The sequence below is a fragment of the Archangium sp. genome (assembly GCF_036388035.1).
GTDB lineage: Bacteria > Myxococcota > Myxococcia > Myxococcales > Myxococcaceae > Archangium.
The window spans coordinates 1-20,322 of sequence record NZ_DASVSO010000314.1; the positions used below are offsets into that span (position 1 = coordinate 1).

Below are 20,322 nucleotides of genomic sequence, written 5' to 3' on the forward strand. Positions count from 1 at the left end.
GAGGAGACACCGCCGCTCGAGGAAGAAGGAGCCCAGACGACAGAGGCGCCGCGCGAGGTGGCTCCGGGTCCTGCTCGTGAGCTTGACGGTGCTCGGCCTTGCCTTGTGGCTGGCGCACTCCAGACTCGCGCTCCCACCCGAGGCGCTGCTGCCCGGGTCTGGCCGTTCCGAGAAAGGAAGCCCGCCCGTGTCCACCCCTGCCCGCTCCACCCCCTCGAGTTTCCTCGCCGCCTGGCTGTGCGCCGTCGCCGGCCTCGGCTGCCCCGCCGCCCAGGTGCGGCCTCCAGAGCCCGCGGACTGCCCCAAGGAGGCGACCAAGGCCATGTTCGAGGAGTTGATGGTTCAGACGGCCCCCGGTCTGTGGGCCGTCGTGGACATCAACCAGCCCGGCGAGTTCAGCGATGTGGGCGTCTACCAGGACGGCCCTCTCATTGGGCGCCTCGTCCAGAGCGCTGGCAACCTCCCCGAGGGGACGCTGCTCCACGGCCACCTCTGGACGGGCCCCGGCATCTACGACCGCGACACGAAGGAAGAGCGCGAGGCCGTCCTCGGCCGCTACACGCTGGCCATACTGCCCGATGGGCAGAAGCGCCCCGTGTGCCTCGTGCTGGGTGGCCATGACGGGCGTGTCGCCAAGGGGGCTGGCTCCAAGCCCGGTGCCGCCGTGTTGGCGCGAGAGTTGCCCGTCAGTCCCGTCTGGCGCTGGCCCTGAGCTCGCCGCCACTCGGGGGAAGGTCCAAGTAACGTCGGCGAAAGCTCTCGGCCCACCTCGCCGTCTCGGGTTGGGCGGCGAACGCAGCCACGAGGTTTTCTAGAGGTAGGAACCTGAGAACCTCGTTGGGCTCGCGGAGTTCCGCACGGAGTCCTGAAAGGGCTGCCTGGGCGCCCGCATCATCCTGGCAGGCAACCACGACGCAGTGGCCGGAAACGCCTTCGGTGCGCTTCAGGCTTTGCGTGAGGAGGACGTTCCTCCACAACTGGTTGGTTTTCGCTCCCAGCAACTTCTCGAACGCGCCCGGTTTGAAACCACTGTCCGCGCATTCGGTCAGCTCGCGATAGCGCTCCCGCTCGTACACGGTCCGGCTGAAGGGCTCGGTGTACTTCGTTTCGATTCCGAGGAAGCCCTTCTGGCCGTCGCCAGAGCGGTACCGCACGAGCGCGTCAAAGGCAGTCCTGTCTTCGAGATGCTCCTCTCGTGGCGGCGCCCACTCCACCTCGATCAGGTCGATCCGCGCGATGTCCAACTTGAGGAGCTGGGAGAACACGCTGGCCGCGACAGCGGGAACCCCCCGGAGGTGGCCGAAGAGGTTGAAGCAGAGGGGCATGGACGAGAGCATGTTCCGCCGCAGTCGGTCGACCTCGATGGTGCCTCCTGACTCGCGCACTTCGGCGGTCCGCCGCTCCACGTAGTCCGCGATCTCAGGGGTGAGGAAGTTGAGCCCGGGCCTCGCCTGGACTTCCGCTTCCGGCAGGAGACTGCCCAGGGGACGGCCTGCTGCGTCCTGCCCGGGGGGCACGCGCAACTCGGTTTCGCGATACCAGGACTGCAGCGCGCGATAGCGAGCGCGCCAGGATGTATCGCTCGCTACCTTGAGAGCAGAGTCGTTCCAGCTGAAATTCAGGGTCATCGGTTGCTCCACCCATCCACAAGGCGGGCCTCTCCTTCGAGAGACATTGTACCGAATGCGCCTTTTCGGTGTTGTGCCCTGTCAGGGTGTCCTGTCAGGGTTTCAGACGACTCAGCACCCGGTCGCGGGAGGCACATGTATGTCCAGTCGGGAGCTCATCGTCCTCGGTTCCGCCAGCCAGGTGCCGACGCGTCACCGCAACCACAACGCCTACTTCCTGCGCTGGGATGAGGAAGGAATCCTGTTCGACCCGGGCGAGGGCACCCAGCGGCAGATGCTGCACGCGGGGCTGTCGGCCCGCCAGGTGACGCGCATCTGCATCACCCACTTCCATGGGGACCATGCGCTGGGGCTGCCCGGCATCATCCAGCGGCTCTCGCTGGACTCGGCGCCCCATGCCGTCGAGGTCTACTACCCGGCCTCCGGACAGGCCTTCTACGAGCGGCTCCGGCACGCGACGGTCTTCATGGACAAGGCCACCATCGTGCCGAGGCCCATCGCGAAGGACGGCGTGCTGGCCGAGACGAAGGGCTTCAAGCTGTCCGCGGCGCGGCTGGAGCACTCGGTGGACACCTTCGGCTTCCGGCTCGAGGAGCACGCCCGGGTGCAGCTCATCCCCAGCCGACTCGCGGAGCATGGCTTGTCGGGGCCACGCGTCGGGGAGCTCCAGCGGCGGGGCTCGGTCGAGGTGGAGGGCCGCACCGTCCGGTTGGAGGACGTGGGGGAGAAGCGCGAGGGACAGTCCTTCGCGTTCATCATGGACACGCGGCCATGTGAGAACGCCGGGCGGCTCGCGGAGGGCGTGGACCTGTTGGTCTGTGAGGCGACGTACCTCGACAGCGAGCGCGAGGAGGCGCATGACCACTTCCACATGACGGCGCGTCAGGCGGCGGAGCTGGCCCAGGCGGCGAGGGCCCGGCGGCTCGTGCTCACGCACTTCTCGCAGCGCTACGAGGACACGGCGCCGTTCGTGGAGGAGGCCCAGGCGCTGGTGCCGGATGTGGTGGCCGTGCGCGACCTGGACCATGTCGAGGTCCCCAAGCGCGCCCGGGTGGCGTGAGCGGTGTCAGGGCTCCCTACGAGTCGTCTGACACCTTGGAGCCGCCCAGCGTCCCGCACTCGGCGATTCGCTGCACGCGAAGCGCGGCCAGCCGCTCCAGCGGCGCCGCCACCTCCGGTCCCTCGAGCACCGCCACCGCGCGGGCAATCGCATCCAGGGTGGACATCCCGGATGGGTGCGTGGGCTCGCGGAGCTTGAGTGTCCCGGTGGCGAGGGGCGGCAGCACCAGCCGGGGGAGCGCCCGCAGCGCGGCGAGCCGCTGGGTCATCCGCCGCGCCTGCGACCAGCTCGCGTCCAGCACCACCAGCTGCCTCGGCGCGGGAGCATCTGGCGGCGCGGCAGGGCCATCCGGGTAGAGCAGCCAGGTGCCGGGCTCGGAGAGCAGGGCGAGGGCGGTGTCGAAGGACTCGTCCGGTGCGCCATAGGTGAGCAGCTTGGCGTTCGCGAGGGCCAGCGCGGCCACCCGCCCGGTGTTGCTCTTCTTCCGGGTCTCCACCACGTGCTGGAGGAGGAGGAAATGGGTGCGCGTCTCCACCCGGGGGATGTCGGCACACAGGCACAGGTGCCGCGGGAGGTTGCAGCGGTCACAGCGGGGCTGGAAGCGAGAGACGCGGGGAGACATCCTCCAGCATCCTGTTTCGGTGGCCGCGGGAAGAGAAGCGTTCGTTTCCGCGGAGCCGCCTGAGCGGGTGCGCGTGCCTTCCTCAAAGCGGCGCGGAAACCCGAACGACAAAGGGAATCGGCCTCACCAATTGGAGCGGCGCGACGGAGGGGTACAGCACCGTCCCGTTGGCGACGTGCGCCGGAATGCGGAGCCAGAAGGACACCAGCAGGTGCTCACAGCCGGTGCCGGCGCACTGCTTGCAGTCGGCCCCGGGCGTGGCCCTGCAGAGCCGACAAACAATGTCAGTCTCGAACGAGAGGGTCCCCTCGCCCCCTGTCCGCGCTTCATCCTCCTGGAGCCGCAGCTCGACACTCCCGTCCGCGGGGAGTCGTACGCCTCCACCCGCCAGGGCGGACTTGATGTGGCCGGACACGCGCCACAGCCACCGTGGCGAGGGGCTTGGGTTGACGGCGGAGTCCAGGTCGGGAGAGGCGACCTCCAAGCGGCTATACGCCTCGGAAATCGCCTGAAGGCGAGCGGCCGAGTGCGGACCCTCCCAGTCTGTGTAGAGCTGCTGCGCGAGCCGATGAAACGCACCGCGGACCTCTTCTTGCGATGCTCCACGGCTCAGCCCGAGAAGCTCATAACTGGAGTCGAGATTCGGCATGGGTCCTCTGGCCTCTCCTGTCCAGGGAGCATACCCATGGACCCGCCTCCTCATTTCGGACCACTCCGCCAGGTGTTCATTTCGCTTCACGCATGGGAGGGACAGGGGCCGCCTGGCGTGCGACGGAGCGGCACGGAGAGCCCTCGCCAGGCAGACCCCTCGAAGCGGAAGGCGCTACGGCGCGGTCACGAGCACATCGTCTCAGGTCGTGATGCCGTTCACGGAGAAGCCCACCTTTGTCCGGCCGAGCCTCGCCGGAGACGTGGACGATTCTGGCACGGGAGCCCCGTGGGCTCCGCGGTCGCTGCCGCTCGGCCTCCTCACCGACTGCGTGGAAGGCGGACGACCTCCGATGTAGAGCGCTGTTCGCGCGGCCGGATGGACTCGGCCAGGGTGAAGCGTGCGCGCAGGCCATTCTTCCGGAGCTGATCCAACCAGCCCAGCGCATCCTGCGTGGAGACACTCCGCCGCAGGAGCGCGTAGTACAGGTGGCAGTACTCGTCAGGCAGGCTGCTGGCGAAGGTGACTGGATCATCGTCGCCCAGGGAGACCGCCACGGGCCCCCCCGCCGCTCCCACCCGTCCCGGAAGCGGCTGGAGCCGGAAGATCGGGTGCTCATCCAAGGCGATGTCGCCGATCAGGACATTGCTGGAGGGGTTGGCCTCGATGGTGATTCCCAGCCGCGAGAAGAGCGCGCGCAGGAACCGTTGGGCCTCATGCAGCATCGGCACCTCGGAGGGATGCGTCTCGACTTCAAGGGGCTCCTGCCCTCGTGCATAGACGCCGAAATCAGTGAGATACCGCAGCAGGAGTCGACCGGCCCCTCCCTCTGCTTCCACGTTGGCGATGTTCCGCATGAACGGGTAGCCCAGGTACTCCAGGAAGCGTGGCTGGTGCCGTAGCCGGCGGGCGCGAAGCATCTCCTCGAGCGAGCCGTACCCGGCACCGTATATCCATGTGGAGAGCCGATCGATCTGCTCCTGGATGTACGCCATGCGCGAGACATCCGCGTGCAGCTCCGCGTGCCGGTACCGGTCCAGCTCCCAGAGCAGATCATCCAACCGCTCCTCGGCGGGCTGCCGGACGAACGGAACGGAGCGGGCCCACGCCTCTGGCTCCATTCCGAGCGCGACCGCGTGCCCCAGACGATCCGCGATTCCCAGCACCCCGAACTCCACCGGCTCATGCATGTGGCGGATGCCTTCGATCAACCGGCGGAAGTCCTCACCCGAGTGCATCGTGAGCTGGAGCGGGTGGGGAATCCGTCCATGGGGCGCGAGCGTCCGGGGCAACCTCGCGGAGGCTTCGCGGAGTCGGCGCAGAATGGGGAGGAAGACCCACGTGGGCACGGCCAGTTCCAGGTTGCAGACATCCAGTCCCCGGAGGATGAACAAGAACTCACGGTGCTCCCGCAGCGTGCGCTCGATGGCGCCTGCCTCACGCTGGAGGGTGTGGAAGTAGCTGCCGAACCTGCACCCGTGCACCAGTTGACGAGGGTCCGCGTGGGGCAGCTTGTCCCGGCGCGCGGTGTTCCTCCCCTTCACGAAGTGCAACACCAGCCCGCGCTCGGGCCGGGTCCCCTCGGGCTCGGGCGCACTCGCGACATGCCGGACGAGGTCTCGGATATCGGGCCAGTGTGTGGAGGGCGAGGTTCTCACCTCCAACGACTTCAACGGGGGGCCACGCGACTCCAGCGCGAGCGCGGAGGCCATCAAGGCGCGATCTCCCATGCCCTCCCTCAGCGCGGAGATCCGCCGGAAGTGGACGGAGAACCAGTCCAGCCCCGCCGTGCCGGGTTCGAGGACGAGGTGCCGGTACGTGAGGTTGCGGACGCGGAGGTATTGCCAGAAGACGCGTGCGAACTCGGCATCCCTGCTTCCTGGGGGGCCGAGCAGGTAGCGCAGCCCGCGAGCCATGAAGCGTGTCTCGGGCAGCGTGGAGGCGCCGAGCCAGTGGGAGAGCGGATCCCGGCGGCGGACGTCCTCCAGGGATTGCGCGGCGGAGCGAGGCGGAGGTGCTCCCATCAACCGCCGCAGGACAGGGCGGAGGACAGCCTGGCTGACCGGGCGCTGGCCACGATGGAGCGCGCTCAACGCGGAGCGGTGCTCGGAGGCATCACGCCCCCGCGTCACGAGCCTGTCCACGAAGGGGCGGAAGGGGGTGGCCTCGCCGAGCTCGAGGTGCCAGAGGAATCCCCCGAGCGTGAGCCGGGCCAGGGCGGCGGTGACCAGCCAATCGAGGAACTCACGCGCGGAGCCCAGGGGGAAGCGGCCCTCCTTTCCCAAACGGGCCTCCTGGAGCGCATCGTCCGAGATGCGCGCCATCAGGTTCGTCCAGAGCCACTCGAAGGGCACCGCCGCACCCAGGTGCAGGTGCGTCTGGGCGATGCCTTCTTCCTCGAAGAAGCGCTCGAGGTGCGGCGCGCCGAGGCTCACGAAGTCCGCGGTGGGCTCACTCCCGTCGAGGGCGGCGTGCGCGGCGATGAGGAGATCAGGCGGGAGCGCGAGTGACAGCCAGCGCCAGCGGGCCGCCTGGTGCTCCAGGGAGGAGTCCGCGCCGGGTTGGAGCGCGGCGTGGTCGCCCATGAAGTGGAGCCGACTTCCGGCGAGTCGGGAGACGAACCGTGCGAGCGGGAGTTCGAGCCGGCGGCTCCCCACGGGAGGTTGCTCACCCTGGAACCACACGCCCTCCCGAAGCTGCGCGAGGATTTCGAGCGACAGGCCCCGCGCGCGTGGGCGCAGATGGTCGAGCAGTGCATCGGAGAGCCGCTGGGTTGCTCCGCTCAGCACGCCCGCATCGGTCCGGGCCAGGGCATCGAGCCCGAGGCGGAACGACACCTCGGAGCCCAGGGGCCAGGCCACCAGCTCCGCTTCCAGGTGGTACAGATTCGCCGGGCCGGGCATCTATTCGGAGTCGGGGGGGCGGGTGGTTGACGTACCGGTACCGAAGTATTCATGCCAGGGATGATCGGGGTTCTTGTTGTCCATCTCCTTCAGGAATTGGGTGATCGCCTCTTCGTCATAATCGAGCCCGGCCAGCCGCAGCGAACGACGTGCCCAGATGCGCCGCATCGCGACGGCGGAGCGGAAGGTACCGGGGAGCGAATCGTCCAAGACCCGGAGGAAGGTGGCCGCATCCGTGACGGGCATGCCCAGCTCCGGTGTCGCGAACAGGGGGGCCGCCGCTTGGGCCCATCGGCGCATCGCCAGCCAGCGGTTGCCCGTCGAGTGGTCGATGCTGATCTCCATGGTCGACGAGGCCGCGTTGGTCCAACGGACGTTGCGATCACTGTGCTCGACCATGAAAAAGGACCCGCTCACGTTCCGGTGACGGAAGAGGTCATTGATTCCCGAGAGGAGTCTCAGGACGAGGAGCGCCAGCGTGGCCCGGTTCGGGTCGGGGTCCTCCTCTGGAGAAGGCTCCCTCCGGAAGTTTTGTCTCGAGGTTTCCCAGAGATCAGTCATCAACTTCCAGTCCAGGAACGTGGTCCACGCTGGAACAGGCCAGTCGATTGGAACCTCTCTTCCTCGATAGAGCACCACGGTCGAGGTGTGGGGGAATGGAGCGGCCCAAGTCTCCTCAGGCTTGGGAGCGGAGTATGGATTTTCTTCTTCTGGACGTGCCGGCTCGCTCCGCTTGGCGTCGAGCTCATCCACGGTGACGTCGTGTGCCAGCTGCAGGAGGCCCTGGATCACCGCGGGTACGCCAGCGGCGGGCGCTCGCATCGTGTGGATTCTCAGCTTGGAATCGATGTGCTCGAGGAGGACATCCATGCCCACACCTGTACGCAAGGCGGTGGGTTCGGTGATGCGTTGCTTCAGCTCGGGTGGAAGCTTGTTCGTCGGCTCCGTCCTCAATTGAAGTGAAAGACTGCCCGTTGGCTCCAGCCCGGAAGGGGCCAACCAGCTCTGGACTTTCTTGCGGTCTGCCTTGCTCGTATTGGAGATGAAGAAGCTCCACAGCTCATCGAGCGCGGCGGAGGAGGTCGCCTGGGAGGAAGCCAGGTGCGTCAGGGTGTCCGCGAGATCATCCATTCGCGGCTTCGAGCGGGTCGCGATATGAGGCTGGATGCCGAGTGCCTCGATGTAGCGCGCCAGCGTCTCCGGTCCTTGTGCCGAGCTCTTTCGTGGGTGGCGCACGGGAATGCGCTGGAGAGCGACCCGCAGCTCGGGAGTCATTTCCACGATGGATGGGGGGCGACCTTCAATCAAATACGCCCATTCGAATTCCGGGGACTGGAGGTCGATCCGCTCCAAGATACTTTCAACGGACTCATTCGAATGGAGCTCGACGTCGGAGAGGAGCGCCGCGGCCCGCATCCTGCGACCCTGCTTCAGGCGCTTCTTCATTCTGGGGTGGCGCTTGCGCTCCAGCAGGGAGAACCAAGTGGAGAGGAGCTCGTTCGCCGTGTCCGCGGGCAGGCCGGATTCTGGAGTGGCCAGCAGCAGTGCTCCTTCCCAGAGCCAGGCCTCGAAGGCCTCCTGGCGCGACGAGAGGCCTGCCTTGCGTTGCTTCGCGAGTGCGTCGATGCTTTCCACCAGGCGGCCGAGGGTCTGCCGCCAGGAATCGTCTCCTTCTTGGAGGATGGGTGCTCTCGGTGTTCGCTCCAATCCGATGCTGCGGACCAGCTCCAGGAAGCGTTGCGCCAACACGCTCGCGGTCTTGCTGGGGAGAGAAGCGGACTTATGCAGCTCCGGATGGACCCAGGCCCGCATGATGGAATGGTAGTCGCTCGGGGTCGCCCATGCTGGCAAGGGCCAGGGGAAGAGGACGCTCCGGTCGCCATCGAGACTGTACGTTCCGCCGGCCAGCGGGTTCTCCCATGGGGACGGCATCGGCCATGTTCCAAGGGAGCCGTCCTTCTCGTCCCCTGCGAGGTCCAGCGCGAGCAGAAGCAAGGCCAGGATGTCGTCGTCTGGGACCTGCTGTGACTGCTCCGTCGGGCTGTATTCGAAGCCAGTGGCAGCCGCGATGTACAGCCCCGTCGCGGATGAGGTGAATTGGTATTGCCCGACGGGGTTTCCCTTCCACGTCAGCGGGTTGCGTACGTCGACGTGGAGTCCGAGGCCTCTCAACTGAACGACCCGCTGGAGCGCCTCCCTGACGTCAGACGTGATGTTTCCGTGCGAGATCGCGCTCTGCCACAGCTGACAGACGATTGGCCCCGCCCGGCCATCCGAGGCGGTACTTCCAAGTTGCTGGCGCAAGTCCTGGAGCTGCCTCAAGTAGGGAGGGAAGCCTTGCTGGAGGAACGGATTGAAGTCGAAGTAGTCCGTGAGCTTCGCGGGAGGCAGTGCTTCGTCGACGCGCTGGATGGGCACGTCCAGGAGCTCCTTCAGCCGGAGGAGTCGCTCCTGCGGTGGGAGCCGAGGCAGGGAGAAGCGTTGGTTTCGTGGAATCACCTTGTCGTAGGTGGCCCAGGCGAGCTTCTGTGCTTTCGGTTGGGAGTCCAGGAGTCGTGACGACGCCCGTGAGGCTCGTCCTGACTCTCCGAGCAGCTCCTGGAACTGCCCTTGATGGTGCAAATGCAGGGTCTTGATGAAGAGGTCGGTCTCCCCCGTGAGCAGGAAGACGAGCCGCGGGTGCCAGAAGGAGCGCATCAGGTCGAGCAGCTCCACGCAGCGGTGCGGGTTCATGTCCGCATCGTCGATGGGCAGCAGGAAGCGAACCTCCGCCTTGATGCGGTGCAGCCGCTGGTGCGCATCCTCGGCGACCCGGGTGACGAACTCCCGCCAGCGATCCTGCACGGAGAGCCGTGCGCGCTCCGCGTGGCCCAGCTCCACCGCGTACGATTCCGGATCCAGCTCACGCTTGCGTTGGGCCAGGTTGCCATCCAGGCCCGTCGCCGCATCCTGGAGCAGCTCGCGCCAGGCTTTTCGGGAGGGCAGCTCGGCTTCCCATTTCGGATTCCAACTGCCGATGGGCGCCGGGGGGGCTCCGCGCTCCCGCGCGTCGGCTCCCTCCAGGTCATCCACGAACTCGAGCAGCCGCCCGGCGAGCCACGTCAGGAGCGAGGTGTCCCGCGGAAGGGGTTGTAGATCCAACGTCCGCAGGGGGATGAGCATCCCGTCCAGGGGGCCTTTTCGCAGCAGCCGGAGGATGTGCTCGGGGACATCCTCCGTGCTCTCCCCACGAAGCTCCCGCAGCCAGATGTCGAGCAGCGTCAACATCACCGTCGTCTTGCCACTGCCCCGCCCGCCGTCGATGAGGATGACATTGGAGCTGCGGTAGTGGTCGATGCGCCAGGTGAACGGGCCTCGCTGTTGCTTCTCCTCCAAGGGGAGTTTGACGAAAGCCGCCAGGAACCCGTGGATGTCCTGGACGAGCTCCTGCTGCGCTCGTGTCAACTCGTTCCAGGAGTAGGGACGGGCCTCGGGCCGGGTGCGGTGACTCCTGGGCTTCTCCGGATCTGTCTCCAATGACCGAGCCCCTTCGTGAAGAGGGTTCCCTATAAGTATGGGGAGCGCCCTGCCGAACGTGGAAGTACCGCGTCCTCGCGCCTCTGCCACTCGCAGCACAGAACAGGGGCGTGGCACCCCGCGGGGAGGCCTCGCCCGCCGTGTCCCCGAGCGAGCGAGCATGAACGGGGCCCAGACGCGGAGCGAAGGAGTTCGTGACTGGCAAGCGTTGCATCGCCGCCAGCACGGCAAGCCGTCTCCCGTTCCTGAGAAGGGCATTCCATGAAGAACCACATCGAGCGGAAGTCGTTGCTGGGCCTGGGCATGGCGCTGTTGAGCGCCTGTGGTCCGGAGGCCCTGGAGGACCTGGGCACCGGCGATGGGCTACAGCACGGTGCAGTTCTCGCTGTCCAACGGCCCCGCGTGCGCCACGCCACGCGGGAGATGGACGTGTCCGTCAACGGCATGACGTACAGCTTCTCCACGGCCTCCTCGTCGTGGGCCGTCCGGAACTTCGTGTTCAACGCCGCGGGCACCAGCGCCACCATCGTCTTCAAGAACCACTACACGGGCCAGAGCTGCGGCCCGGCGGTGGACAACATCTCCGTCGCGGGCCCCTGAGCCATCGTCCCAGCGCGCCATGGGTATTTCCCGTGGCGCCTGTCTGGGCCGCTGTCCATCATTCAAGACGATGCCGTCCACCTACACGATAACGCACACCCTTCAGAGGGGAGGCGGCACCATCATCTACCGCGCGGTGCGCGACGAGGATGGTCGGCAGGTGGTCATCAAGGCGCTCGGGCCCAGCCGCCCTCGTCCGAGGGACCTCGCTCGCTTGCGCAACGAGCACGAGATCGGTTCCCAGCTCACGACCCAGAGTGCCGTTCGCCTGCTCGCCCTCGAAACGATCGACGCGGCGCCCGCGCTGGTGATGGAGGACTTTGGCGGACGCTCGCTGGATCAGCTTCTCGGCGAGCCGATACAGCCTGGCGCCTTCCTCCGGCTGGCCATCGCCATCGCCGAGGCGGTGGCCGAGGTCCACGAGCAGCACGTCATCCACAAGGACCTCAAGCCGCACAACATCCTGGTCCGCGAGGAGGACGGCGCCATCCAGATCGTCGACTTCGGCATCGCCACGTTCCTGGCTCGCGAGCAGCACCTGCCACAGAACCCCCGCCTCATCGAAGGCTCGCTGCCGTACATGTCGCCCGAGCAGACCGGCCGGATGAACAGGGCGCTCGACTACCGGACGGATCTCTACTCGCTGGGCGTCACCTTCTACGAGATGCTCACCGGCGTCCTCCCGTGGCTGGCCACCGATCCGCTCGAGTGGATCTTCTGCCACGTCGCGCAGGTGCCCGCGTCGCCCTCCGAGCGGATTCCAGGGGTTCCCGCCCAGCTCTCGGCCATCGTGATGCGGCTGCTCGCGAAGGTCGCGGAGGAGCGCTATCAGACGGCGCGCGGACTCGCCCATGACTTGCGGCGGTGCCTCGAGAGCCTCGAGGCCTCGGGCGTCATCCACCCCTTTCCCCTCGCCGAGAGGGATTTACCGGGCAGGTTCCAGCTCCCGCAGAAGCTCTACGGCCGGCAGGCGGAGCTCGAGGCCCTCCTCGGGGCCTTCGAGCGGGTGGCCGGCACGGGCAGCGCGGAGCTGGTGCTCGCCGTCGGTGCCGCCGGGGTGGGCAAGTCGGCGCTCATCCACGCCCTGCGCCGGCCCATCGCCGAGCGCGGCGGCTCGTTCATCTCGGGCAAGTTCGAGCCCCTGGGCCGCAACGTCCCCTATGCCACGCTGGTGCAGGCCTTCCAGGAGCTGGTGCAGGAGGTCCTGGGCCAGAGCGAGGAGAAGGTCTCCGCGCTCCAGGGGCGTCTCACCGAGGTGCTCGGCGTCAACGCGCGACTCATCGTCGACGTCATTCCCCAGGTGGAGCTGCTCGTCGGGCCCCAGCCGCCCGCTCCGCCGCTCCCGCTCGCCGAGGCGCAGTTCCGCTTCCAGCTGGTGTTCCAGCGCTTCGTCTCCGTCTTCGCCACGGCGGAGCACCCGCTCGCGCTCTACCTCGATGACTTGCAGTGGGCCGACCCTGGCAGCCTGGAGCTGCTTCGCCACCTCCTGGGCATCCGCCACCTGCTGGTGATCGCCAGCCAGCGGGCCGAGGCGGTGGAGGCGTCCTCCCCCCTGCATGCGACGCTCGAGGGGCTGCGGGTGGCGGGGACCCGGGTGACGGCCATCTCCCTGGTGCCCCTGGGGGTCGAGCCCCTCGTGGAGCTCGTCTCCGACACCCTGCATTGCGAGCGCGCCACCGCCGAGCCCCTGGCGCGCCTGCTTCACGAGCAGACCCAGGGCAACCCCTTCTTCGCGCTCCAGTTGCTCGGCAACCTGCAGCACGAGGGGCTGATCACCTTCGAGCCCCTGCGCGCCGGTTTCGCGTGGGACCTGGAGCGGATCCGGGCGTGGAGCTCCAGCGGGAGCGTCCTGGACTTCCTGCGTGCCCAGCTCGCGCGACTTCCCTCCGAGACGCAGGGCGCGCTGCGGGTCGCCGCCTGCCTCGGCTTCCGGTTCGACCCGGAGGTGGTGGCGAAGCTCCACGGCACCACGCGGGCGGAGGTCGAGCGCGCCCTCTTCGCCGCCAGCGAGGCGGGGCTCGTCCTGCGTGCCGGCCGGGAGTGGCGCTTCGAGCACGATCGCGTCCAGCAGGCCACGCTCACGCTGGTTCCACCGGAGGAGCAGTCGGCCCTCCACCTCGCCATGGGCCGGCTGCTCCTCACCGAGCCGGGTTCCGAGGGGCGGCTCTTCGAGATCGTCCGCCACCTCAACGAAGGGGCGGCGCGGATGAGCGAGCCGGCCGAGCGCGAGGCGCTGGCTCGACTCGACCTGGCGGCGGGCCGGAAGGCGAAGGACGCCACCGCATACCGCTCGGCCCTGGAGTACCTGACGGTCGGCGAGACGCTGCTGCCCGCCGACGCCTTCGCGTCCCACTATGAGCTGGCGTTCGCCCTCGCGTTCGAGCGTGCGCAGTGCGCCTGGCTCGCGGGGAGCGAGGACGCCGCGGCGCTGTTCCAGCGGCTGTTGCCGGCGGCTCGGACGGACACGGATCGCGGGGCGGTGCACCGGCTCCTGGTGGAGCTCCACACCAGCCGGGTGGAGGGAGAGACGGCCATCGCGCACGGCGTCCAGGGGCTCGGCCTGCTGGGACTCGAGCTGCCGGCCCACCCAGGCCCCGAGCAGGTCACCGAGGCGTTCCAGGGTGTGTGGCGGGCCATGGGGGAGCGCCCCATCGCCGCGCTCCTGGAGCTGCCGCCCATGGTGGACGCGTCGAAGCAGGAGGCCCTGGCGCTGCTCGCGGCCATCCTCTCCCCGGCGCTGTTCACGGACGAGAAGCTCTTCCTGCTGGTGACCTGCAAGATGGTGGAGCTCAGCATCCGCCACGGAAACGCCGGCCCCTCGGCCATGTCGTACGCGACGCTCGGGATGGTGCTCGGCCCCGAGCTCGGCCGGTACCCGGAGGGTTTCGAGTTCGGCAAGCTCGCCAGTGACCTCGTCGACCGCATGGGCATGGTGTCCTTCCGGGCGCGGATCGACGTCATCTTCCACGGGTGCATCTCCTTCTGGACGCACCCGCTGGAGGACACGGTCGAGCCGCTGCTCAGGTCCTTCGACGGGGGACTCGCCTCGGGCGACGTGCCCTTCGCCTGCTACGGGTCCACCAATGCCATCGCGGCGCTGGTGGGCGTGGGCGCCCCGCTGGCCATCGCGGCGCGGGAAGCCGAGCGGCGGATCGCCTTCGTGCGGCGCACGGGCTTTGGCCACATGCTGGACGCCCTCGTCAGCTACGAGCGGCTGATCCGCTCGCTGCGCGGAGAGACGGCGCGGCTCGGGGCCTTCGGGGGCGAGGACTTCGACGAGGCCGCCTTCGAGCGCCACCTGGTGGAGAGCGGCAACCCGTTCGCCCTGGCCTTCCACTCGGTGGCGAAGTTGATGGCCCGGTACCTCGCCGGGGACTTCCTCGAGGCCGAGGCCGCGGGGCGCCGGGCCCAGGCGTTTCTCCTGGCGTGCCGGGGGATGCTCCCGGTCGCCGAGTTCGAGACGTTCCAATCCCTCACCCTCGCGGCGCTCTGGGACCAGGCCGGTGAGGCGGAGCGGCCGGTGCTGCGGCAGCGGCTCGAGGCGCACCACCAGCGGCTGCGCACCTGGGCGGGCGTATCCCCCGAGAGCTTCAGGGACCGGGCGGCGCTGCTCGAGGCCGAGCTCGCGCGGATTGAGGGCGCGGAGCTGGCCGCGATGCGGGCCTACGAGCAGGCGATCCGGTTCGCACGGGAGAGCGGACACGTCCACCTGGAGGCGATCGCCTGTGAGCGGGCCGCCCGCTTTCACGGCGCGCACGGCTTCGCCACCAGTGCCCAGGCCTACCTGCGCGAGGCGCGAGACGGCTTCGCGCGTTGGGGGGCCGACGGCAAGGTGCGAACCCTGGAGGCCGGGCACCGCGAGCTGGTCGAGGTGCGGAGCGCCGCCCACCACACCGCCTCGGTGTCGCTGCGGGCCGAGCAGGTCGATCTCCTGTCGGTCGTGAAGGCCTCGCAGACCATCTCCGGGGAGATCGTGCTGGCGGATCTGGTCCGGACGCTGATCCGCATCGTCCTCGAAGCGGCCGGGGCCCGTGCGGCGTCCCTGCTGCTGGTGGGCCGGGCGGGCCTCACCATCGAAGCGGAGGCGACGCTCGGCGCCGAGGGCGTGGCGACGCGGATCCTCCAGGCGGTGCCCGTCGCGGAGGCGGACACCGTGCCGGTCTCCATCGTCCAGTACGTCTTCCGCACGGGCGAGCGGGTCCTCCTGGAGAACGCGACCGAGGGGCACCGCTTCGCGGCGGATGGCTACATCGAGCGCGTCCGGCCGCGCTCCGTGCTGTGCATGCCCATCCTCCGCCAGTCCAAGACGGTGGGGGTGCTGTATGTGGAGAACGAGCTCGTCGCCGGGGCGTTCACGCGTGACCGGCTCGCCGTGCTCGAGCTGCTCTCCTCGCAGGCGGCGATCTCCCTGGAGAATGCCCTGCACCTCCAGGAGGAGCAGGCGGCGCGGCGGGCCGCGGAGGAGGCGCTCCAGGCGCGCGACGTCTTCCTCTCCGTGGCCGCGCACGAGCTGCGGACACCGCTCACCCCGCTGCAGCTTCAGCTCGAGACACTGGTCAAGCGCGGCGCGGCCGCGGGGGGGCGGGGGCTCGCCCCGGGAGAGCTTTTGGTGAGCCTGGAGCGCGCGGTGCGCCAGACGAAGCGCCTGGGCCGGCTGGTCCACGAGCTGCTGGATGTCGCGCGCCTCACCTCCCGCCAGCTCGTGCTGCAGCTGGAGACGTTCGATCTGGCCGAGGTGGTCCGCGAGGTCTGCGAGCGCTTCACGCCGGAGCAGCAGCGGCGCGGCTCGACGCTCCACGTGAGCACGAGCGGCGCCGCGGTGGGGCGGTGGGATCCGCTGCGGCTCGAGCAGGTGGTGACGAACCTGCTCGACAACGCGATGAAGTTTGGCGAGGGACAGCCGATCGACATCGAGGTCACCTCCTCGGAGTCCTCGGTCCGGGTGGCCGTGCGGGATCGCGGCATCGGAATCCCCGAGGCCGATGCCGTCCGCATCTTCGACAAGTTCGAGCGGGCCGTCTCCGAGCGCCACTTCGGCGGGTTGGGCCTGGGGCTGTGGATCAGCCGGCGGATCGTGGAGGCGCACGGGGGCTCCATGTCCGTGCACAGCAGGCCGCGAGAAGGCGCGACCTTCACGGTCGTTCTTCCCCTCCGAGGCCCGGGAGGACTAGAAACCGGAGGTGACTTACCGGAGGGGTAAACCATGGCGATGAAGAAGGTAGCCAAGAAGGCAGCGGAGCGGATTCGGACTGCGACCCAGAAGGTCGCCCAGAAGGTGGCCAAGAAGGTGGCTGGCAAGGCGCCCCTGAAGAAGCGCGCGAAGAAGGCGCTGCCGATTCCGAAGGGCTACCACGTGGTCACGCCGAGCCTCGTGGTGCGCGGCGCGGACAAGGCGATCGAGTTCTACAAGAAGGCGTTCAGCGCCAAGGAGCTCAACCGGATGCCGGGGCCGGACGGCAAGCTCCTGCACGCGGAGATCAAGATCGGCGACTCCATCGTGATGCTCAGCGACGAGTTCCCCCAGATGGGCTCCTCCTCGCCCGAGACCGTTGGTGGCATCTCGGCGAGCCTGATGATCTACACGAAGGACGCGGACGCGCTCTTCAACCAGGCCCTCGCCGCGGGCGCGAAGGTCTCGATGCCCCTCTCCGACATGTTCTGGGGAGACCGCTACGGGCGCGTGAAGGATCCGTTCGGCCACGACTGGCAGATCGCGACCCACAAGGAGGACCTCACGCCCAAGGAGATGGCCCGCCGCGCCGCCGCCGCGATGAGTGGCCCGCCGCCGCAGAACCCGTAGCAACGGGTCGCGCCAGGGCCTTCCCGGGGCTCGGCCCGCCCTCCATCGCGTGAAGGAGCGGGCTGGCGTCTCACCTCCTCGCCCACGAGGACCTGGAGCGAGGGGGTGCACCGCACGCTGTGGAGGGGATCCACGGCGTGCGGGGAGTGTGTCAGCTCGCGGGCGTCGCGCTCGGAGCTTCCTGCTCGCCAGCCTCGGGGGCGGCAGTGGCAGTGGCCGTGGCGGGAGCATTGGCGTTGGCGGCCGCCGGCTTCTCACCCCCCGAGTTCTTCTTGGCTCCCAGCGCGGCCTGCCGTGCCTGCTCGCGGGCCTTCTGGGCGACCTTCGGCGTGGGCGCGAGAATCATGAACATCAGGCGCCCTTCCATGCGGGGCGGCATCTCGACCACCGCGATGTCCTTGAGGTCCGTCGCCACGTCATTGAGGATGACGGTGCCCTGTTCGCGGTGGGTGATCTCTCGGCCGCGGAACTGGACGACGACCTTCGCCTTGTTCCCCTCCTCGATGAACCGGCGCATGTTGCGCACCTTGAAGTCGTAGTCGTGATCCTCCGTCTTGGGACGGAGCTTCACTTCCTTGAGCTCGACCTTCAGCTGCGCGCGCTTCGATTCCGAGGCCTTCTTCTTCTCCTCGTACTTGAACTTGCCGTAGTCCATGATCTTGCAGACCGGTGGACTGGCCATGGGGCTGATCTCGACGAGATCCAGTCCCTCGCTGCGGGCCTTGTCGAGGGCGGCCTCGAGAGGCATGACGCCGAGCTGTCCGCCGTCGGATCCCACGACGCGGACCTCGCGAGCGCGGATGCGGCGGTTGGTTCTCTGGTCGCGGCTCCCGCCGCGGCTGCTTCTCTGTTCGCGAATGATGTGACTCTCCTCGGAAATGGGTTACGGACCTGTCCCCTCAAAAGTGGGACCGGCCACTTGGGTACAACAGGGGGTCGGACACGGATGTGTGCAGCAGCCCGCCCTTCTCTCGTCCCAAGCCTGACAGGTCGGCCTCCATGCGCCAGAGTACCACCAAGTGCCCGCTTGCTCGGTAGAGGGGGAGCCCGCTTCGCACTCTCCCTGACCGGGGACGGTAATGCCAGAGATAACGCTCGGCCTGGGATCCTGCCGGGGAACCTCGCGCCCAGCGAGCGGGCCAGCGGGCAAGTGTCTACCGCTCGAAGTTCCGGGGGGTCAGGGGCGGGTCTTCACGGCGTTGAGGTCCGCCAGGCAGGCGTCATCGAAGCCCAGGTTGGGCACGTCGCCGAACAGGCCGCGGCCGAGGGCGTCGAGGATGCCAGAGCCTTCATAGGCCCAGTACATGATGCAGCGGTCGCTGGTGTCATGGGCGCCGTGGGCGGCGTCCTGGTGGGGGCCCACCATCGTCAGCCCGTTGGCCACCAGGCCGAGCTGGTGTCCTACCTCGTGGACCCACACCCCCAGCTCCGCCTCCGTGCACGTGGGGGAGGGGAGAGGCCCCTTGCCGCAGACGGTGTCCAGCGTCTTGCGGAAGAGGACCATGTGGGTCCACGGGAAGGCGAGCCCCAGCACCTTGCCGTCCTGGGTGTCCATGGCGGAGTGGCCGTCCACCAGCAGCACGTGCAGCTTGATGGTGCCCACCGGCACCTCCAGCCGCCCCGTCTCCTCGGCGAGCCGCAGCAACTCCTCGTTGCTCCAGGCGTAGTCGGCCCCCTTTCCGGGGAAGGCCTGATCGAAGCGCACCTCCACGCTCTCCTTGTCGAGCAGGCCGAGCAGGCCGCGCTGGAGCCGGTCCGCCACGGAGGCGGTGGGGGTGTAGCCGCCCCAGCCGTCCACCTCGAGCACCATGCGGGGGTAGGGCTGTCGGCGGATGTAGTGCTCGAAGCGCGGGGCGTTCACCGTGCTCCCCGCATCCGGGACGGGTTCTCCGGGAGGGGCGCCGGCATCGACGGTGGAGCCGGCATCCGGCACGGGGTCGGGGGAGGGGACGGTCTCCTCACACCCGGAGACGAGCGTCAGGGTAGCGAGCAGGAGCGGACAGAGGCCGGCGCGGCGGACTCGGGAGGTGGACATGGGAGCGTCATTTTAGGTCCCCGGGTAGGAAAACTCAGCCAGTTGCCGACTTGTCGTCGTAGGGCCCGAGGAAACGCTCCCCATTGAAGTGGATGAGGTGGGTTGGGTCTTCCGCCACCCACACCTCGGTCTCCCAGGAGATCTCCGGGAGGAACCTGCTCATGGTCTTCCTGTCCAAGAAGGCCGTGACGTAGACAAGGCCCGCCCGCGAGCCCTTGAACAGTTCCCGCAGTTCATCGTGGCGCTTGGGATTGACTGGGCCATGGCTCGTCACCGCTTCGATGAGGAGGAGCCAGTCCTTCGTGATGTGATGAACCACCACGTCGGGCATCTTGCCGTGCTTGTCTACGCGTACTCCGAGCGCGGCCAGCTCCTCACGACGGAAGTACAGCTCCTTGTGTGCAGCATCACCCACGTAGAGCACGAGCCCACCACGAGTGAACTTGGAGCAGAACTGCTCCACGATGAGCTTGATCAGCTTGTTCTGCCCTCCTGGAGACAGGGGGATGACCACACCCGGCGCGAGCGTCACGGGCAGCTCCTCCAGCTCGCGGAGCTTGGCGTACTTCTTCCGCAGCATGGGAGCTTTTTCAAGGTACACGCGCAGCTGCTTTGGCCACTTGTCCGTCCCATAGGTGCGGAGCAGTTGCACCGCTGCGTTGTTCACCTTGTAGACGGTATCCGGACTGTTGATGGCACGGTCGGGCTTATCGGGGTTGCGCTCTACGAGCCCGGCTTGCACGAATTGGTGCAGGGTGAAGCGTCGAATGGTCTCCCGCGAGTTCGGCGCATATTTCTTGCGGTAGTGCCTGGCGATGAAGTTCATCGCCTCTGTCACGCCCTTCAGCGGCTCGAAGGCCTGGCTCCAAGGGGCGTCCGGCGGCAGCTCGAGGAGTGCCAGGAGCGTGAGGGCAGAGCGCTCGTTGCTCTGCCCCGGAGGCATCCCCAGTTCCTCCAAAATGCGCTGCGCCTGCTCAACCTTCGTTGGCTCAAAGCCCCGCTGGCCCCGCTTCTTCAGCTCGCCGCGTTTCTTCGGCATTGGAGAACAGCTCCTTCTCGATGATGGCGTCGAGCTCGTCCTGGGTGGAGAGGGAGTCGGAGATGTGTTGGCCCAGGGCCTCTAGCCTCTGGCGGCTAGGATACTTGAGGTTGCGCAGATCGCCCGCATTCACCTGGGTATGTCCGCTGAACTGTCGGAAGTGGATGTCGAGGAGGGTGGAGTTGAGGAAGGCCGCCAGTCCTCGTGCGAGGGTCGCTGGTAGCCCGCTTCCGTTCTGGTGGAAGTAGTTGAGGTGATTCTCGAAGCCGACGCGCTCGCACGGCACATGCCGTGGGTCGAACACCGCTGCTGATACCCGCCGCTTCTCCTCCTTGGCGGAGATCCGCTTCACCAGCACGTAGGTACCCGCCGGCACCAGTAGCGCGTCGGTTTCAGGGTCCACCGCCAGCGCGTTGGGCTTCTTGAAGTCCTTCGGCCATGCCACGCGGCCGCCCGAGAGATGGCCCGGC

14 protein-coding genes are annotated in these 20,322 nt (G+C 68.0%); 5 read left to right on the plus strand and 9 right to left on the minus strand.

What is annotated here, in order from left to right; genetic code table 11:
• Positions 1 to 187: 187 nt before the first annotated feature.
• A complete protein-coding gene (locus VF697_RS12950; RefSeq protein ID WP_331094762.1) occupies positions 188 to 712 on the plus strand; it encodes a hypothetical protein in 525 nt (174 codons plus the stop codon).
• Here the strand turns inward: VF697_RS12950 and VF697_RS12955 are convergent.
• Positions 687 to 1,628 carry a PGN_0703 family putative restriction endonuclease gene (locus tag VF697_RS12955; RefSeq protein WP_331094763.1) on the minus strand — a complete coding sequence of 314 codons (942 nt, stop codon included), beginning with the start codon at positions 1,626 to 1,628 and terminating at the stop codon, positions 687 to 689. The two genes, VF697_RS12950 and VF697_RS12955, sit on opposite strands and share 26 nt — an antisense overlap.
• 139 nt (positions 1,629 to 1,767) lie before the next feature.
• On the opposite strand from VF697_RS12955, the gene VF697_RS12960 reads away from it, so the two are divergent.
• Positions 1,768 to 2,688 carry a ribonuclease Z gene (locus VF697_RS12960; protein WP_331094765.1) on the plus strand — a complete coding sequence of 307 codons (921 nt, stop codon included), beginning with the start codon at positions 1,768 to 1,770 and terminating at the stop codon, positions 2,686 to 2,688.
• Positions 2,689 to 2,704: 16 nt separating this feature from the next.
• On the opposite strand, the gene VF697_RS12965 is transcribed toward VF697_RS12960, so the two are convergent.
• From VF697_RS12965 to VF697_RS12980, 4 genes are all read right to left on the minus strand, one after another.
• Positions 2,705 to 3,310, minus strand: a complete 606-nt coding sequence (locus VF697_RS12965) for a tRNA-uridine aminocarboxypropyltransferase (protein ID WP_331094767.1) — start codon at positions 3,308 to 3,310, stop codon at positions 2,705 to 2,707.
• 82 nt (positions 3,311 to 3,392) lie between these two features.
• Positions 3,393 to 3,959: a DnaJ domain-containing protein gene (locus VF697_RS12970; RefSeq protein WP_331094769.1), complete on the minus strand. Its 567-nt coding sequence runs from the start codon at positions 3,957 to 3,959 to the stop codon at positions 3,393 to 3,395.
• A gap of 320 nt (positions 3,960 to 4,279) precedes the next feature.
• Complete coding sequence (locus tag VF697_RS12975; protein WP_331094770.1) at positions 4,280 to 6,862, minus strand: hypothetical protein; 2,583 nt, start codon at positions 6,860 to 6,862, stop codon at positions 4,280 to 4,282.
• Positions 6,863 to 9,934: a hypothetical protein gene (locus tag VF697_RS12980; RefSeq protein WP_331094772.1), complete on the minus strand. Its 3,072-nt coding sequence runs from the start codon at positions 9,932 to 9,934 to the stop codon at positions 6,863 to 6,865.
• 705 nt (positions 9,935 to 10,639) lie between these two features.
• On the opposite strand from VF697_RS12980, the gene VF697_RS12985 reads away from it, so the two are divergent.
• The 3 genes from VF697_RS12985 (at position 10,640) to VF697_RS12995 (ending at position 16,778) form a co-directional block, all read left to right on the plus strand.
• Complete coding sequence (locus tag VF697_RS12985; protein ID WP_331094774.1) at positions 10,640 to 10,978, plus strand: hypothetical protein; 339 nt, start codon at positions 10,640 to 10,642, stop codon at positions 10,976 to 10,978.
• A gap of 70 nt (positions 10,979 to 11,048) precedes the next feature.
• A complete protein-coding gene (locus VF697_RS12990; protein ID WP_331094776.1) occupies positions 11,049 to 16,178 on the plus strand; it encodes an ATP-binding sensor histidine kinase in 5,130 nt (1,709 codons plus the stop codon).
• Positions 16,179 to 16,181: 3 nt separating this feature from the next.
• Positions 16,182 to 16,778: a VOC family protein gene (locus tag VF697_RS12995; protein ID WP_331094778.1), complete on the plus strand. Its 597-nt coding sequence runs from the start codon at positions 16,182 to 16,184 to the stop codon at positions 16,776 to 16,778.
• 151 nt (positions 16,779 to 16,929) lie between these two features.
• Here VF697_RS12995 and infC read toward each other — a convergent pair whose 3' ends face one another.
• The 4 genes from infC to VF697_RS13015 form a co-directional block, all read right to left on the minus strand.
• Complete coding sequence (gene infC / locus VF697_RS13000) at positions 16,930 to 17,640, minus strand: translation initiation factor IF-3 (RefSeq protein WP_331094786.1); 711 nt, start codon at positions 17,638 to 17,640, stop codon at positions 16,930 to 16,932.
• A gap of 315 nt (positions 17,641 to 17,955) precedes the next feature.
• Positions 17,956 to 18,813 carry a hypothetical protein gene (locus VF697_RS13005; RefSeq protein ID WP_331094780.1) on the minus strand — a complete coding sequence of 286 codons (858 nt, stop codon included), beginning with the start codon at positions 18,811 to 18,813 and terminating at the stop codon, positions 17,956 to 17,958.
• A gap of 34 nt (positions 18,814 to 18,847) precedes the next feature.
• Positions 18,848 to 19,852, minus strand: coding sequence for a BsuBI/PstI family type II restriction endonuclease (locus VF697_RS13010; RefSeq protein WP_331094782.1), 1,005 nt, complete (start codon positions 19,850 to 19,852; stop codon positions 18,848 to 18,850).
• Positions 19,803 to 20,322, minus strand: a 520-nt coding sequence (locus VF697_RS13015) for a hypothetical protein (protein WP_331094784.1), incomplete at its 5' end; no start/stop codon positions are given. The genes VF697_RS13015 and VF697_RS13010, both read right to left, overlap by 50 nt.

Coding starts and splice junctions, on each gene's coding strand:
- VF697_RS13010 (WP_331094782.1), bottom strand. CDS start 19,852: ATGCCGAAGAAACGCGGCGAGCTGAAGAAGCGGGGCCAGCGGGGCTTT.
- VF697_RS12955 (WP_331094763.1), bottom strand. CDS start 1,628: ATGACCCTGAATTTCAGCTGGAACGACTCTGCTCTCAAGGTAGCGAGC.
- VF697_RS13005 (WP_331094780.1), bottom strand. CDS start 18,813: ATGTCCACCTCCCGAGTCCGCCGCGCCGGCCTCTGTCCGCTCCTGCTC.
- VF697_RS12990 (WP_331094776.1), top strand. CDS start 11,049: ATGCCGTCCACCTACACGATAACGCACACCCTTCAGAGGGGAGGCGGC.
- VF697_RS12995 (WP_331094778.1), top strand. CDS start 16,182: ATGGCGATGAAGAAGGTAGCCAAGAAGGCAGCGGAGCGGATTCGGACT.
- VF697_RS12965 (WP_331094767.1), bottom strand. CDS start 3,310: ATGTCTCCCCGCGTCTCTCGCTTCCAGCCCCGCTGTGACCGCTGCAAC.
- VF697_RS12975 (WP_331094770.1), bottom strand. CDS start 6,862: ATGCCCGGCCCGGCGAATCTGTACCACCTGGAAGCGGAGCTGGTGGCC.
- VF697_RS12960 (WP_331094765.1), top strand. CDS start 1,768: ATGTCCAGTCGGGAGCTCATCGTCCTCGGTTCCGCCAGCCAGGTGCCG.
- VF697_RS12985 (WP_331094774.1), top strand. CDS start 10,640: ATGAAGAACCACATCGAGCGGAAGTCGTTGCTGGGCCTGGGCATGGCG.
- VF697_RS12970 (WP_331094769.1), bottom strand. CDS start 3,959: ATGCCGAATCTCGACTCCAGTTATGAGCTTCTCGGGCTGAGCCGTGGA.